The 13238-nt window shown below is 58.8% G+C and carries 16 protein-coding genes; 6 read left to right on the top strand and 10 right to left on the bottom strand.

What is annotated here, in order from left to right; all coding sequences use genetic code 11:
• Positions 1-65: 65 nt before the first annotated feature.
• The 10 genes from hisC to ACRESJ_RS08595 all read right to left on the bottom strand — a co-directional run bounded on the left by hisC (position 66) and on the right by ACRESJ_RS08595 (position 8030).
• The gene (gene hisC, locus ACRESJ_RS08640) at positions 66-1118 is read right to left on the bottom strand and encodes a histidinol-phosphate transaminase (protein WP_431757536.1); all 1053 of its coding nucleotides are present in this window, start codon (positions 1116-1118) and stop codon (positions 66-68) included.
• A 2-nt stretch (positions 1119-1120) separates the two neighbouring features.
• Positions 1121-2458 carry a histidinol dehydrogenase gene (hisD, locus tag ACRESJ_RS08635; RefSeq protein WP_431757535.1) on the bottom strand — a complete coding sequence of 446 codons (1338 nt, stop codon included), beginning with the start codon at positions 2456-2458 and terminating at the stop codon, positions 1121-1123.
• A gap of 125 nt (positions 2459-2583) precedes the next feature.
• Positions 2584-3219 carry an ATP phosphoribosyltransferase gene (gene hisG, locus ACRESJ_RS08630; protein WP_046820541.1) on the bottom strand — a complete coding sequence of 212 codons (636 nt, stop codon included), beginning with the start codon at positions 3217-3219 and terminating at the stop codon, positions 2584-2586.
• Positions 3220-3347: 128 nt separating this feature from the next.
• Positions 3348-4613 carry a UDP-N-acetylglucosamine 1-carboxyvinyltransferase gene (gene murA, locus ACRESJ_RS08625; RefSeq protein ID WP_431757534.1) on the bottom strand — a complete coding sequence of 422 codons (1266 nt, stop codon included), beginning with the start codon at positions 4611-4613 and terminating at the stop codon, positions 3348-3350.
• Positions 4614-4635: 22 nt separating this feature from the next.
• A complete protein-coding gene (locus ACRESJ_RS08620) occupies positions 4636-4875 on the bottom strand; it encodes a BolA family protein (protein WP_007912386.1) in 240 nt (79 codons plus the stop codon).
• Between the two features lie 114 nt (positions 4876-4989).
• Positions 4990-5295 (bottom strand): STAS domain-containing protein, encoded by a 306-nt coding sequence (locus ACRESJ_RS08615; RefSeq protein WP_431757533.1) that lies wholly within the window; start codon positions 5293-5295, stop codon positions 4990-4992.
• The gene (locus ACRESJ_RS08610) at positions 5292-5945 is read right to left on the bottom strand and encodes an MlaC/ttg2D family ABC transporter substrate-binding protein (protein WP_431757532.1); all 654 of its coding nucleotides are present in this window, start codon (positions 5943-5945) and stop codon (positions 5292-5294) included. The genes ACRESJ_RS08615 and ACRESJ_RS08610 overlap by 4 nt, the downstream gene beginning before the upstream one ends.
• Before the next feature lie 11 nt (positions 5946-5956).
• Positions 5957-6424 (bottom strand): outer membrane lipid asymmetry maintenance protein MlaD, encoded by a 468-nt coding sequence (mlaD, locus tag ACRESJ_RS08605; protein ID WP_046026814.1) that lies wholly within the window; start codon positions 6422-6424, stop codon positions 5957-5959.
• Complete coding sequence (gene mlaE, locus ACRESJ_RS08600; RefSeq protein ID WP_431757531.1) at positions 6424-7221, bottom strand: lipid asymmetry maintenance ABC transporter permease subunit MlaE; 798 nt, start codon at positions 7219-7221, stop codon at positions 6424-6426. Before mlaE ends, mlaD begins: the two co-directional genes overlap by 1 nt.
• Complete coding sequence (locus tag ACRESJ_RS08595; RefSeq protein WP_431757530.1) at positions 7221-8030, bottom strand: ATP-binding cassette domain-containing protein; 810 nt, start codon at positions 8028-8030, stop codon at positions 7221-7223. The genes mlaE and ACRESJ_RS08595 overlap by 1 nt, the downstream gene beginning before the upstream one ends.
• Before the next feature lie 275 nt (positions 8031-8305).
• Between ACRESJ_RS08595 and ACRESJ_RS08590 the strand changes: the two genes are divergently transcribed.
• The 6 genes from ACRESJ_RS08590 to ACRESJ_RS08565 form a co-directional block, all read left to right on the top strand.
• On the top strand, positions 8306-9280 hold the full coding sequence (locus tag ACRESJ_RS08590) for a KpsF/GutQ family sugar-phosphate isomerase (RefSeq protein ID WP_431757529.1): 975 nt from the start codon (positions 8306-8308) through the stop codon (positions 9278-9280).
• Positions 9280-9804: a KdsC family phosphatase gene (locus tag ACRESJ_RS08585; protein WP_431757528.1), complete on the top strand. Its 525-nt coding sequence runs from the start codon at positions 9280-9282 to the stop codon at positions 9802-9804. The genes ACRESJ_RS08590 and ACRESJ_RS08585 overlap by 1 nt, the downstream gene beginning before the upstream one ends.
• A gap of 7 nt (positions 9805-9811) precedes the next feature.
• Positions 9812-10384: an LPS export ABC transporter periplasmic protein LptC gene (lptC, locus tag ACRESJ_RS08580; protein WP_431757527.1), complete on the top strand. Its 573-nt coding sequence runs from the start codon at positions 9812-9814 to the stop codon at positions 10382-10384.
• A complete protein-coding gene (gene lptA, locus ACRESJ_RS08575) occupies positions 10371-10919 on the top strand; it encodes a lipopolysaccharide transport periplasmic protein LptA (protein WP_431757526.1) in 549 nt (182 codons plus the stop codon). Before lptC ends, lptA begins: the two co-directional genes overlap by 14 nt.
• Positions 10919-11644 carry an LPS export ABC transporter ATP-binding protein gene (gene lptB / locus ACRESJ_RS08570; protein ID WP_431757525.1) on the top strand — a complete coding sequence of 242 codons (726 nt, stop codon included), beginning with the start codon at positions 10919-10921 and terminating at the stop codon, positions 11642-11644. The genes lptA and lptB overlap by 1 nt, the downstream gene beginning before the upstream one ends.
• A 180-nt stretch (positions 11645-11824) precedes the next feature.
• On the top strand, positions 11825-13238 hold a 1414-nt coding region (locus ACRESJ_RS08565; protein ID WP_431757524.1), incomplete at its 3' end, for an RNA polymerase factor sigma-54.

Below are 13238 nucleotides of genomic sequence, written 5' to 3'. Positions count from 1 at the left end.
GTCTATCTGTTACACCGCGGTGCCTTCATCGCGGGCAAGCCCGCTCCCACAGGGCTTTCAGCGATTTAGAGATCGCCGAGGCCGTCGATCAGAGCCTGATTCTGCTCCGGCGTGCCAATCGAAATCCGCAAGAACTGCGCTATCCGCTCCTGCTTGAAGTGGCGGACGATCACACCCTGCTCACGCAACTTCGCCGCAATTCCTGCCGCATCGTGCTGCGGGTGACGGGCAAAAATGAAGTTGGCTGCCGACGGCAGCACTTCAAAGCCCTTCGCCTGCAACTGCGCGACAACCTTCTCCCGATTCTCGATCACCAAACGACAGGTCTTGTCGAAATATTCACGATCCTCGAACGCCGCCGCAGCACCGACATTCGCCATGCGGTCCAGCGGGTAGGAGTTGAAGCTGTTCTTGATCCGCTCCAGCGCCTCGATCAGGTCCGGATGCCCCACCGCCAGGCCAACCCGCAGGCCGGCCAGGGAACGGGATTTGGACAGGGTCTGTGTCACCAGCAGGTTCGGATAGCGGTCCACCAGGCTGATGGCGGTTTCGCCGCCGAAGTCGATGTAAGCCTCGTCCACCACGACAACCGAATCCGGGCTGGCCTTGAGGATCTGCTCGACCGCGTCCAGCGCCAGCAGGCAGCCGGTCGGGGCGTTCGGGTTGGGGAAAATGATCCCGCCGTTCGGCCTGGCGTAGTGCGCAGGGTTGATCTGGAACTGTTCATCCAGTGGCACGGCGTCGAAATCGATGCCGTACAACCCGGCGTAAACTGGGTAGAAGCTGTAGCTGATGTCCGGAAACAGAAGCGGCTTGTCGTGCTGCAGCAAGCCGTGGAAAACATGCGCCAGGACTTCATCGGAACCATTGCCGAGGAACACCTGATTGCTCTGCACGCCGTAATAGTTGGCGACCGCACTCTTGAGCAAGTCGCTGTTCGGGTCCGGGTACAGGCGCAGGTTGTCATTCAGCTCGGTCTGCATCGCGGCCAACGCTTTTGGCGATGGACCGTACGGATTTTCGTTGGTGTTGAGCTTCACCAGTTTTGCCAGCTTCGGCTGCTCGCCCGGTACGTATGGCACCAGGTTCTTGACGAACGGGCTCCAGAATTTACTCATGTTCAGTTCCCCTGCCCTGGTACAAAGTCTTTATCGAGAATGCGGTATTCGGCGCTGCGTGCGTGGGCGCTCAGCGATTCGCCTCGGGCCAGCACCGAGGCTGTCTTGCCCAGTTCGGAAGCACCGGCTTCGGAGCAGAAGATGATCGACGAGCGCTTCTGGAAGTCGTACACACCCAGCGGCGACGAGAATCGGGCGGTACCGGAGGTCGGCAACACGTGGTTGGGGCCTGCGCAGTAATCGCCCAGGGCTTCGGAAGTGTGACGGCCCATGAAGATCGCGCCAGCGTGGCGGATCTGCGGCAGCCAGGCTTGCGGATCGGCGACCGATAACTCCAGGTGTTCCGGCGCGATGCGGTTGGCGACTTCGATGGCTTGCTCCATGTCGCGCACTTGAATGAGCGCACCACGGCCGTTAATCGAGGTTTCGATGATGGTGGCGCGATCCATGGTCGGCATCAGTTTGGCGATGCTGGCGGCGACCTTGTCGAGGAACTCGGCATCCGGACTAACCAGGATCGCCTGGGCGTCTTCGTCGTGCTCGGCCTGGGAGAACAGGTCCATGGCGATCCAGTCAGGATCGGTCTGGCCATCGCACACCACGAGGATTTCCGAGGGGCCGGCAATCATATCGATGCCGACCTGGCCAAATACATGGCGCTTGGCGGTGGCGACATAGATATTGCCTGGGCCAACCACTTTATCCACCTGCGGTACGCTTTCGGTACCGTAGGCCAACGCGGCCACCGCCTGCGCACCACCGATGGTGAACACGCGGTCGACGCCTGCGATGCAGGCTGCGGCCAGTACCAACTCGTTGATTTCACCGCGCGGGGTCGGCACAACCATGACCACTTCGGTCACGCCAGCGACCTTGGCCGGAATCGCGTTCATCAGCACCGAAGATGGATAAGACGCCTTGCCGCCCGGCACATAAAGGCCAGCACGATCCAGTGGCGTGACTTTCTGGCCCAGCACCGTGCCGTCGGCTTCGGTGTAGCTCCAGGAGTCCTGCTTTTGCTTTTCGTGGTAGCTGCGCACACGGGCAGCGGCGACTTCCAGGGCTTCGCGTTGCGGTACGGAGATGCGGGTGAGCGCGAGTTCCAGGCGCTCACGTGGCAGGATCAGGTCCGCCATGGACGCCACGTCCAGCCCGTCGAACTGCCGGGTGAAATCCACCAGCGCCGCATCGCCACGCTCACGCACGGCCTTGATGATGTCCAGCACTCGCTGATTGACCGAGTCGTCAGACACACTTTCCCAGCTCAGCAGATGATCCAGATGATGCGCGAAATCCGGGTCAGCAGCGTTGAGTCGGCGAATTGCAGTCGTTGCGGTCATAGCGAGAGCCTCATAGGAATGGCAAAAAACTCAGGCACCCGAAGCTAACATTCGATCCGCTTGGGCACCTGAGAATTCTGGCTATGAGGCGGATAGACGGCGCGACTCAGAGTCGCGCAGGTGAATCAGCCGCGGTGTCGAGACTCCACTGCCTTGCGCAGGGTGTCGATCAACGCCTGGATACGGGCGTGCTGCATTTTCATCGATGCTTTGTTGACGATCAGTCGGGAGCTGATGGCAGCAATGAAGTCTTGTGGCTCCAGGCCGTTGGCCCGCAGCGTGTTACCGGTGTCGACCACGTCGATGATCTTGTCAGCCAGGCCGATAAGCGGCGCCAGCTCCATCGAGCCGTAGAGCTTGATGATGTCGACCTGACGGCCCTGTTCGGCGTAGTAGCGCTTGGCAACGTTAACGAACTTGGTGGCGATGCGCAGACGGCCCTTGGGCTCGGCCGCACCGACCTTGCCGGCAGTCATTAGTTTGCACTGGGCAATTTGCAGGTCCAGTGGCTCGTACAGGCCCTGGCCGCCGTATTCCATCAGCACATCTTTACCGGCGACACCGAGGTCAGCGGCACCATGCTCGACATAAGTCGGCACATCGGTGGCACGCACGATCAGCAGGCGTACATCTTCCTGAGTCGTGGGGATGATCAGCTTGCGGCTCTTGTCCGGATTCTCGGTCGGCACGATGCCCGCTTCAGCCAGAAGCGGCAGGGTGTCGTCAAGGATGCGGCCCTTGGACAGTGCGATAGTCAACATGGGAAACGTCAGTCCTTATCAAGGTACTCATGCCCGGTCGCAAACGGCGCCGGACATACATCGAGCCGGAAACCGGCTCGACTTTACAACAATTCAACGGGCACATCCTTGCGCCCATGCAGCAGGAACTAGCCCGGAACGCGACGGATCTTGGCGCCCAGCATCTGCAGTTTCTCTTCGATACACTCGTAACCACGGTCGATGTGGTAGATGCGATCGATCAGGGTATCGCCGTCAGCGACCAGCGCCGAAATCACCAGGCTGGCCGAAGCACGCAGGTCGGTGGCCATGACTGGCGCGCCCTTGAGCTTCTCGGTACCGGTGACGATCGCGGTGTTGCCTTCTACCTGGATCTTGGCGCCCATGCGGTGCAGCTCGTAAACGTGCATGAAACGGTTTTCGAAGATCGTCTCGATCACAGCGCCAGTGCCTTCGGCAATGGCATTGAGGGAGATGAACTGGGCCTGCATGTCGGTCGGGAACGCCGGGTACGGTGCAGTCCGCAGGTTGACGGCTTTTGGCCGCTTGCCGTGCATGTTCAACTCGATCCAGTCTTCACCGGTGTTGATTTCAGCGCCCGATTCACGAAGTTTTTCCAGGACGGCTTCAAGAATGGTCGGATCGGTATCCTTGACCTTCACGCGACCGCCGGTCACGGCAGCAGCAACCAGGTAAGTGCCGGTTTCGATACGGTCCGGCATCACCTTGTACGTGGTGGTGTGCAGACGCTCGACGCCATCGATGGTGATGGTATCGGTACCGGCGCCAGAAACCTTGGCGCCCATGGCGTTCAGGAAGTTCGCCAGGTCGACCACTTCAGGTTCGCGCGCGGCGTTGGCCAGAACGCTGCGACCCTTGGCCAGAGCAGCAGCCATCATGATGTTTTCGGTACCGGTCACGCTGACGGTATCGAAGAAGAAGTGCGCTCCGCGCAGGCCGCCTTCTGGCGCCTTGGCCTTGATGTAACCGCCTTCGACGTCGATGACCGCGCCCATGGCTTCCAGGCCACGGATGTGCAGGTCAACCGGACGCGAGCCGATGGCGCAACCGCCAGGCAGTGCGACTTCGGCTTCACCAAAACGGGCAACCATCGGGCCCAGCACCAGGATCGACGCACGCATGGTTTTAACCAGTTCGTACGGAGCAACCAGGGTCTTGATGGTGCGCGGATCGATTTCGACGGCCAGTTTCTCGTCGATCACCGGCTCGATACCCATGCGACCGAACAGTTCGATCATGGTGGTGATGTCGTGCAGGTGTGGCAGGTTGGCAACAGTCACCGGACCATCGCACAGCAGCGTGGCAGCCAGGATCGGCAAGGCAGAGTTCTTTGCCCCGGAGATGCGGATTTCGCCGTCTAGGCAAGCACCGCCAGTAATAATCAATTTATCCATAAGAATCTCGACGCCCTTGGGCTCAGGTGCGCTCGGCCCAGGCCGCGCTGCTGAAAAATTTCATTGTGACCGCATGGATGCTGCCATCGGTGATCCATGGGTTCAAATGGGCATAGATCTGCTGCTGACGCTTCACCGGGCTCAACGCCGCCAGTTCATCGCTAATCACGTTCAGCTGGAAATTGCAGCCTTCGCCCTCAACTTCTACCAACGTTCCGGGCAGCTTTCCTTCAAGGAAGCTCTTCACTTCTACGGCCTGCATGCTCAACCTCAATCGGCGCCCTGTGCGCGCGGGTCGGACATCATACAAAAAAGCCCCGCGCCTGCGAACCCCGCGAAGCAGGACTCTGACGGGGGGCTTCTTTATAGATGCGGGTTAGGGATGCGCCAACAGCTCGGTCAGTTCACTGACCTGAGCGATTTCGCGCATGTCTTCTGGCATCCCGCGGATGCTCAGCGCCTTGCCGGCCGCCTGTGCATCGCGCATGAAGCACAACATCAACGACAGGCCGACGCTGCTGGATTTCTCCACAGCCGAGCAATCAACCACCACGGCTGCCGCCTTGCTGGCGTTGATCAGCGCCTGCCCCTGCTTTCGCAGTACAGGACCGGTGCGATAATCCAGCACGCCGCTGAGCCGCAGTTCGCCGGTTTCGTCCATCCAGGCCGCCGACTCACTCATTGAGTTTTCTTCTCGGAGGATTGTTCAGCGGTTTCCTTGGCCTTGGCCACTTCCCCGGCCCAACCATTGATGGTCTTGTCCAGGTCGTTGCCATTGCGCTGCATCGCATCGGCGAACTGATCGCGGAACAACTTGCCAATGTTGATGCCGTTGATAATGACGTTACGCAGCTTCCACTCGCCGCCGACCTTTTCCATCGTATAGGACACTGGATAGATCGCGCCGCTGCTGCCCTTGACCGTCATGCCGATACTTGTGCGGTCGCCGGATTCATCTTTGGCCGGATCAACGGTAATGCCCTGGTTGTTGTACTCGAGCAAGGCATTGCCATAGAACTGGAACAGGCCCTTCTTGAAGTTTTCTTCAAAGGTCTTCATTTGCGCAGGCGTGGCCTTGCGCGAGTATTTGACCGTCATGATGCTCCTGGAGATTCCCTCGGCATCCACGACCGGCCCGACAATACTGTTCAGCGCCGCATAAAAGTCCTGCGGATCCTGCTTGTACTTCTCTTTGTTGGCCGAAAGGTCAGCGAGCATCCGATTGGTGGTGTCCTGTACCAGATCGTGCGCGGAAGGCGCCGCCACTGCGTTAGCCATCATCGGCAGGGCCGCGAGTAATACCAACAGGCCACGTCGCAAGATAGAGATCATTCAAAAATTCCTCATTTGGCGTCTTTGCTAACGGTATTGAGCAGGAATTTACCGATCAGGTCCTCCAGCACCAGCGACGACTGGGTGTCATGGATCGTCCCGCCATCCTTGAGCAGGGCTTCTTCCCCACCCACGCTGATACCGATGTACTTCTCGCCCAACAGGCCAGCAGTCAGGATAGATGCAGTGGAATCGGCCGGCAGATTATCTACGCGCTTTTCCAGCTGCATGGTCACTCGACCGGTGAAACTGTCGCGGTCCAGATCGATCGCTGTGACCTTGCCGATGGTTACACCCGCCATGGTCACTTTAGCTCTGACCGTTAATCCGGCGATATTGTCGAAATACGCATAAAGTTTATAGGTGTCAGTGCTCGGGCTCGGGGACAGGCCACTGACTCGCAGCGCCAGTAGCAGCAAAGCCAGGATGCCAGCCAGCAAGAAAAGGCCGACACCGATTTCCAGGGTGCGGTTTTGCATCAGAAATCTCCAAACATCAAGGCGGTCAAAATAAAGTCCAGGCCGAGCACAGCCAGAGAGGCATATACCACGGTCTTGGTAGTGGCACGACTGATCCCCTCGGAGGTGGGCTCGCAGTCATAGCCTTGGAATACGGCGATCCAGGTCACGACGAAGGCAAAGACGATGCTTTTGATGATGCCGTTGAGCACATCATCAGTGAAGGTCACGCTGTTTTGCATGTTCGACCAGTACGAGCCGTCATAGACACCCAGCCAGTCGACAGCCACCCACGAACCACCCCAGATACCCACCACGCTGAAAATCATCGCCAGCACCGGCAGGGAAATGAAGCCGGCCCAGAGGCGCGGGGCAATGATGTACTTGAGCGGGTCGACACCGATCATTTCCAGGCTGGAAAGCTGTTCAGTGGACTTCATGTTGCCGATTTCGGCCGTCAACGCCGAACCGGCACGCCCGGCAAACAGCAATGCCGTCACCACCGGCCCCAGTTCGCGCAACAGCGTCAGCGCGACCATCTGCCCGACAGCCTGCTCCGAGCCGTAGCTGGACAGGATGTTGAAGCCTTGCAGCGCCAGCACCATACCGATGAACACTCCGGAGACCACAATGATCACCAGGGACATCACACCTACAGAATGCAGCTGCTTGACCAGCAGGCCGAAGCCGCCGCCGATACCGCCGCGACCCAGTAATGCGTGAAACAGGAACAGCGTCGAACGCCCGAACACCGCCAGCACATCGATGCCAGCGTGGCCGAACCGACGCACTCGCTCTAATAGTGAAATCTTGCGCATCAACGCTTCCCCAGAAGATCTGCGCGGTAATCCGTCGCTGGAAAGTGGTACGCGACCGGGCCGTCAGGTTCGCCTGTCATGAATTGACGAATTTTCGGCTCATCCGAGTTCATCAACTCCTCAGGCGTACCCTGCCCCAATACCTGCCCATCGCCCACCACATAGATGTAGTCGGCAATGCTCGCGGTCTCGGCCAGATCGTGGGAAACCACGATACTGGTGATGCCCAAAGCATCGTTGAGCAAGCGGATCAGGCGCACCAATACGCCCATGGCGATTGGGTCCTGGCCGACAAAGGGTTCGTCATACATAAGAATCTGTGGATCGAGCGCAATCGCCCGCGCCAGCGCGACACGACGCTTCATGCCCCCGGACAGCTCGTCGGGCATCAGATCGATGGCGCCGCGCAAACCCACGGCCTGCAACTTGAGCAGGACGATATCGCGGATCATTTCTTCCGGCAGTACGGTATGAACGCGCAGTGGAAAAGCCACGTTCTCGAATACATCGAGATCGGTAAACAGTGCGCCACTCTGGAACAGCACGCCCATGTGCTTGCGGGCATCGAACAGATCGCTGCGCGACAGCTTCGGCAGGTTCTGGCCATTGACCCAGACTTCGCCACTGGTGGGTCGCAACTGCGCACCCATCAACCGCAATAGCGTAGTCTTGCCACACCCGGAAGGCCCCATGATGCCGGTGACCTTGCCTCGGGGAATACGGATATCGACGTTATTGAAAATGCTGCGCGCACCGCGCTTGAAGGTCAGTCCCTTCAGCTCGACCGCGTAAGCGTTATCGGCACTCATCTAAACTCCTTGCGATGCAGCCTCTCACTCGGACGCCTGACTTTCTGACGAAAGCACATACCTCCCGGGCAGGCCGAACTGGCGGCGAACTATATCACTGCAAAGGCCGCGCGCCCAAGGCCATCGCCGGGCCATATTCATTCATATCGCCGGCATATCGCTTCATTTAGAGGGATTCGGTAAAAAGGGATGACAATGCGCAACGAACTTGCGTGAGGGTTTTGATCATAACCGCTATAATCGCCGCCTTTTCATCAGGCTAAACGATTTCTGACATGACCCAATCCAGCGACCTGATTCAATCCGCCCAACGCACCATCCGCCTCGAGGTGGAAGCCGTACAAGGCTTGCTCCCACATATCGACGCAGATTTCGTACGCGCTTGCGAGATGATTCTGGCCAGCAAAGGCCGCGTAGTAGTGGTCGGCATGGGCAAGTCGGGGCACATCGGCAGCAAGATCGCCGCCACCCTGGCCAGCACCGGCACCACGGCATTTTTTGTCCACCCGGCTGAAGCCAGCCACGGCGACATGGGCATGATTACCCGTGACGACATCATTCTTGCGCTGTCGAACTCTGGCTCAACCAATGAAATTGTCACCCTGCTGCCCCTGATCAAGCGCCTGGGCATCCAACTGATCAGCGTGACCGGCAACCCTCAATCGCCGCTGGCCAAGGCCGCAGAGGTCAACCTGAATGTTCACGTCGAGCACGAAGCCTGCCCACTGAATCTCGCGCCTACTTCCTCGACGACCGCCGCACTGGTCATGGGCGATGCCCTGGCCGTTGCACTGCTCGAAGCCCGCGGTTTTACCGCAGAAGATTTCGCTTTTTCCCATCCGGGTGGTGCTCTGGGCCGGCGCTTGCTGCTGAAAGTGGAAAATGTCATGCACGCCGGCCAGGAGCTGCCGCAGGTTCAGCGCGGCACCCTGCTCAAGGATGCACTGATGGAAATGACCCGCAAGGGCCTGGGCATGACCGTAATCCTCGAAGCCGACGGCAAGCTGGCCGGGATCTTTACGGACGGTGATTTGCGCCGCACCCTGGACCGTAGCATCGATATCCACAGTGTCACGATCGACCAGGTCATGACTGCCCATGGCAAAACCGCCCGCGCCGAAATGCTCGCCGCCGAGGCCCTAAAAATCATGGAAGATCACAAGATCAACGCTCTGGTCGTGGTCGACAGCGAAGACCGTCCGGTCGGCGCCTTGAACATGCACGACCTGTTGCGCGCGGGAGTAATGTAATGAGCACCGACCTGCTACAACGCGGCAAAGCCATTAAACTGGCAGTTTTCGACGTCGATGGCGTCCTGACCGACGGACGCCTGTACTTCCTTGAAGACGGCAGCGAATTCAAGACATTCAACACCCTGGACGGCCAAGGCATCAAAATGTTGATGAACGCTGGCGTCCAGACCGCCATCATCAGCGGCCGCAAGACCCCGGTGGTCGAGCGCCGGGCGAAAAACCTCGGCATCCCGCACCTGTTTCAAGGCCGCGAGGACAAGCTGGTCGTACTCGACGGTCTTCTGGAGCAACTAGGCTTAAGCTATGAACAGGTCGCCTACCTCGGTGACGACCTGCCAGACCTGCCGGTCATTCGCCGCGTCGGGCTGGGCATGGCGGTGGCCAATGCCGCCAACTTCGTGCGCGAACACGCCCATGGCGTCACCCAGGCTCGCGGCGGCGAAGGTGCCGCCCGCGAGTTCTGCGAACTGATCCTGCGCGCCCAAGGCCGCCTCGATGCGGCAAACGCCGCATACCTGTGAGCCAAAAATGTTGAGCAAAAAGTTTCGCAACATTCTGTTGTTCGGTTGCATCACGGCGATTTTTGCCGCCGTCGGCTACTGGAACATCAGCCCGGAGCGCTTCCTCGACAAGCCAGTCGTGCAGGTCGACGAAAGCGCGATCGACTATTACGCCATCAATGCTCACAGCGTGCAGTTTCTGCCCGATGGCAAGCTGCAATATGAAATGACATCTGACAAGGTCGAGCACTTGAAAGCGACCGAAGTGACGTTGCTGACCAATCCCGACCTGAACATGTTCCGCGGCACCGAGTTTCCGTGGCACGTTCAGAGCGAAAAGGGTGAAGTCAATCCTGACGGCACCCAGGTCGAGTTGATCGACTCGGTACGCATCACGCGTTTCGACGAGAAAAACCGCAGGACCCTGATCACCACGACTCGCATGACAGTGTTTCCGCAGCAGCAATATGCGCAGACCGAGCGAGACGTTAGAATCGACGGCGCTGGCGGCGTATCGACTGGCAAGGGAATGAAAGCGTATTTGAAAGAAAGCAGGATACACCTGCTATCTAACGTAAGAGGACAGTATGAGGCTCGTTAAAACCCTCCCTATTTTGCTCAGTCTGGGCGCAGCACTGGGAAGCCTGAGCGCCTGGGCTCTGCCGAACGATCAAGAGCAGCCTATCCGCATTCAGGCCGACGATGCCCAGCTGGACGACAAGAACGGTGTTGCCACCTACACGGGCGATGTAATCATCACCCAGGGCTCGATGAAGGTCACCGGTAACAAAGTGACCATGACCCGCACCCCGAATGGCGACATCGACGTGGTGACCTCGGTGGGCAATCTGGCCTACTTCGAGCAACTGCAGACTGCTGGCGACACCAAGCCCGTTCAGGGCTGGGGCGTGACGATCCAGTACCATGCCTCGCAAAACCGCGTGGTGCTGATCGACAAGGCAAAAGTTGTCGATAAGGACAACAACGTCACCCAAGGCGAGAAAATCGTCTATGACACTCAGAAGAAGCTGGCTAGCGCCGGTCGCGCTACGGGTAGCAAGGTGACCGAGTCGCGCCCACGCGTTGACATGGTGATCCAGCCGAAAAAGAAAACCGACGAGCAAAAGGCCCAGTAATGGCAACTCTGAAAGCCCAGCATCTGGCCAAGAGCTACAAGAGCCGCCAGGTCGTGCGCGATGTCAGCCTGTCGATCGACAGCGGTCAAATCGTCGGCCTGCTCGGCCCTAACGGCGCGGGCAAGACCACTTGCTTCTACATGATCGTCGGCCTGGTGCAGGCCGATCAGGGCCGCGTACTGATCGATGACCTGGACGTCAGCCACCAGCCGATGCACGGTCGTGCGAAGGCTGGTATCGGCTATTTGCCGCAGGAAGCTTCGATCTTCCGCAAACTCTCGGTAGCCAACAACATCATGGCGATCCTGGAGACCCGCAAGGAACTCGACAAGGCCGGCCGTCGCAAGGAACTGGAAAGCCTGCTGCAGGAATTCCACATCAGCCACATCCGCGACAACCTCGGCATGAGCCTGTCCGGTGGTGAACGGCGCCGGGTGGAAATCGCCCGTGCGCTGGCCACCAACCCGAAGTTCATCCTGCTCGACGAACCTTTCGCCGGCGTGGACCCGATTTCGGTGGGCGACATCAAGCAGATCATCCATCACCTCAAGGCCAAGGGCATTGGCGTACTGATCACTGACCACAACGTCCGTGAAACGCTGGATATCTGTGAAACCGCCTATATTGTTAACGACGGCCAACTGATCGCTGAAGGTAACTCCGACACGATCCTGGCCAACGACCTGGTCAAGGAAGTGTATCTGGGCCACGAATTCCGCCTGTAAGCGCTGAGGTAGCCGTTCGCCCAGACGCTTACTTCGATAAAAAATCAAGACGTTTTTATTGTTACAGCGGTCTAGGCAAACACTCCAGTTTCAGGCATATAATTTGCTTATGTTTGGCGCTCCGGCGCCCTGTAGTGGATGGCGCATGCGCGCCGGCAAATAAGGTGTTAAGCCCCTGCCATGAAACCATCGCTAGTCTTGAGAATGGGCCAGCAGCTGACGATGACACCGCAGCTGCAACAGGCCATCCGCCTGCTCCAATTGTCGACCCTGGATCTGCAACAGGAAATCCAGGAGGCCCTGGAGTCCAACCCGATGCTCGAACGCCAGGAAGAAGGCGACGACTTCGACAACTCTGACCCAATGGCCGACAACGCCGAACAGAAGCCCAACACCGACATTCAGGAACCCTCTTACCAGGAAAGCGCCCCGACGGTGGATAACCTCGAGGAAGGCGACTGGAACGAGCGCATCCCCAACGAGCTTCCCGTCGATACCGCCTGGGAAGACGTCTACCAGACCAGCGCCAGCAGCCTGCCGAGCAACGATGACGACGAGTGGGATTTCACCACCCGCACATCCGCCGGCGAAAGCCTGCAAAGCCACCTGCTATGGCAATTGAACCTGGCGCCGATGTCCGACACCGATCGCTTGATCGCCGTCACCCTGATCGACTGCATCAACAATCAGGGTTACCTGGACGAGACGCTTGAGGAAATCCTCGAAGCCTTCGATCCGGAACTGGACATCGAACTGGACGAGATCGAAGCCGTCCTGCACCGCATCCAACAATTCGAACCTGCCGGCATCGGCGCCCGCAACTTGGGCGAGTGCCTGCTCCTGCAATTGCGCCAACTGTCCGCCAAAACACCTTGGCTGGCAGAAGCCAAGCGCCTGGTCACCGATTACATCGACCTCCTTGGCAGCCGCGATTACAGCCAGCTGATGCGCCGCATGAAGCTCAAGGAAGATGAACTGCGCCAGGTGATCGAGCTGGTTCAGAGCCTCAACCCGCGCCCAGGCTCACAGATCGAGTCCACCGAAGCCGAGTACGTCGTTCCTGATGTGATCGTGCGCAAGGACAATGAGCGCTGGCTGGTGGAGCTCAATCAGGAATCAGTGCCACGGCTGCGGGTCAACCCGCAGTACGCCGGTTTTGTGCGCCGTGCCGACACCAGCGCAGACAACACGTTCATGCGCAATCAGTTGCAGGAAGCCCGCTGGTTCATCAAGAGCCTGCAAAGCCGCAACGAAACCCTGATGAAGGTAGCCACCCAGATCGTCGAGCATCAGCGCGGCTTCCTGGAGTACGGCGACGAAGCCATGAAGCCGTTGGTCCTGCATGACATCGCCGAAGCAGTCGGCATGCACGAGTCGACCATTTCACGGGTGACCACGCAGAAATTCATGCATACCCCCCGGGGCATTTATGAACTGAAATACTTTTTTTCGAGCCACGTCAGCACTTCCGAAGGCGGCGAATGCTCGTCCACGGCGATCCGCGCGATCATCAAAAAACTGGTTGCCGCGGAAAATCAGAAAAAGCCGTTGAGTGACAGCAAGATCGCTGGTTTACTGGAGGCACAAGGCATTC

The sequence above is a fragment of the Pseudomonas sp. genome (assembly GCF_050739655.1).
GTDB lineage: Bacteria > Pseudomonadota > Gammaproteobacteria > Pseudomonadales > Pseudomonadaceae > Aquipseudomonas.
The sequence above is the reverse complement of the archived record's forward strand: the minus strand, read 5'-3'. Positions and strand labels throughout refer to the sequence as shown.

Coding starts and splice junctions, on each gene's coding strand:
- murA (WP_431757534.1), bottom strand. CDS start 4,613: ATGGATAAATTGATTATTACTGGCGGTGCTTGCCTAGACGGCGAAATC.
- hisC (WP_431757536.1), bottom strand. CDS start 1,118: ATGAGTAAATTCTGGAGCCCGTTCGTCAAGAACCTGGTGCCATACGTA.
- ACRESJ_RS08590 (WP_431757529.1), top strand. CDS start 8,306: ATGACCCAATCCAGCGACCTGATTCAATCCGCCCAACGCACCATCCGC.
- mlaD (WP_046026814.1), bottom strand. CDS start 6,424: ATGCAAAACCGCACCCTGGAAATCGGTGTCGGCCTTTTCTTGCTGGCT.
- hisD (WP_431757535.1), bottom strand. CDS start 2,458: ATGACCGCAACGACTGCAATTCGCCGACTCAACGCTGCTGACCCGGAT.
- hisG (WP_046820541.1), bottom strand. CDS start 3,219: ATGTTGACTATCGCACTGTCCAAGGGCCGCATCCTTGACGACACCCTG.
- ACRESJ_RS08620 (WP_007912386.1), bottom strand. CDS start 4,875: ATGCAGGCCGTAGAAGTGAAGAGCTTCCTTGAAGGAAAGCTGCCCGGA.
- ACRESJ_RS08585 (WP_431757528.1), top strand. CDS start 9,280: ATGAGCACCGACCTGCTACAACGCGGCAAAGCCATTAAACTGGCAGTT.
- ACRESJ_RS08595 (WP_431757530.1), bottom strand. CDS start 8,030: ATGAGTGCCGATAACGCTTACGCGGTCGAGCTGAAGGGACTGACCTTC.
- lptB (WP_431757525.1), top strand. CDS start 10,919: ATGGCAACTCTGAAAGCCCAGCATCTGGCCAAGAGCTACAAGAGCCGC.
- lptA (WP_431757526.1), top strand. CDS start 10,371: ATGAGGCTCGTTAAAACCCTCCCTATTTTGCTCAGTCTGGGCGCAGCA.
- ACRESJ_RS08615 (WP_431757533.1), bottom strand. CDS start 5,295: ATGAGTGAGTCGGCGGCCTGGATGGACGAAACCGGCGAACTGCGGCTC.
- mlaE (WP_431757531.1), bottom strand. CDS start 7,221: ATGCGCAAGATTTCACTATTAGAGCGAGTGCGTCGGTTCGGCCACGCT.
- ACRESJ_RS08610 (WP_431757532.1), bottom strand. CDS start 5,945: ATGATCTCTATCTTGCGACGTGGCCTGTTGGTATTACTCGCGGCCCTG.
- lptC (WP_431757527.1), top strand. CDS start 9,812: ATGTTGAGCAAAAAGTTTCGCAACATTCTGTTGTTCGGTTGCATCACG.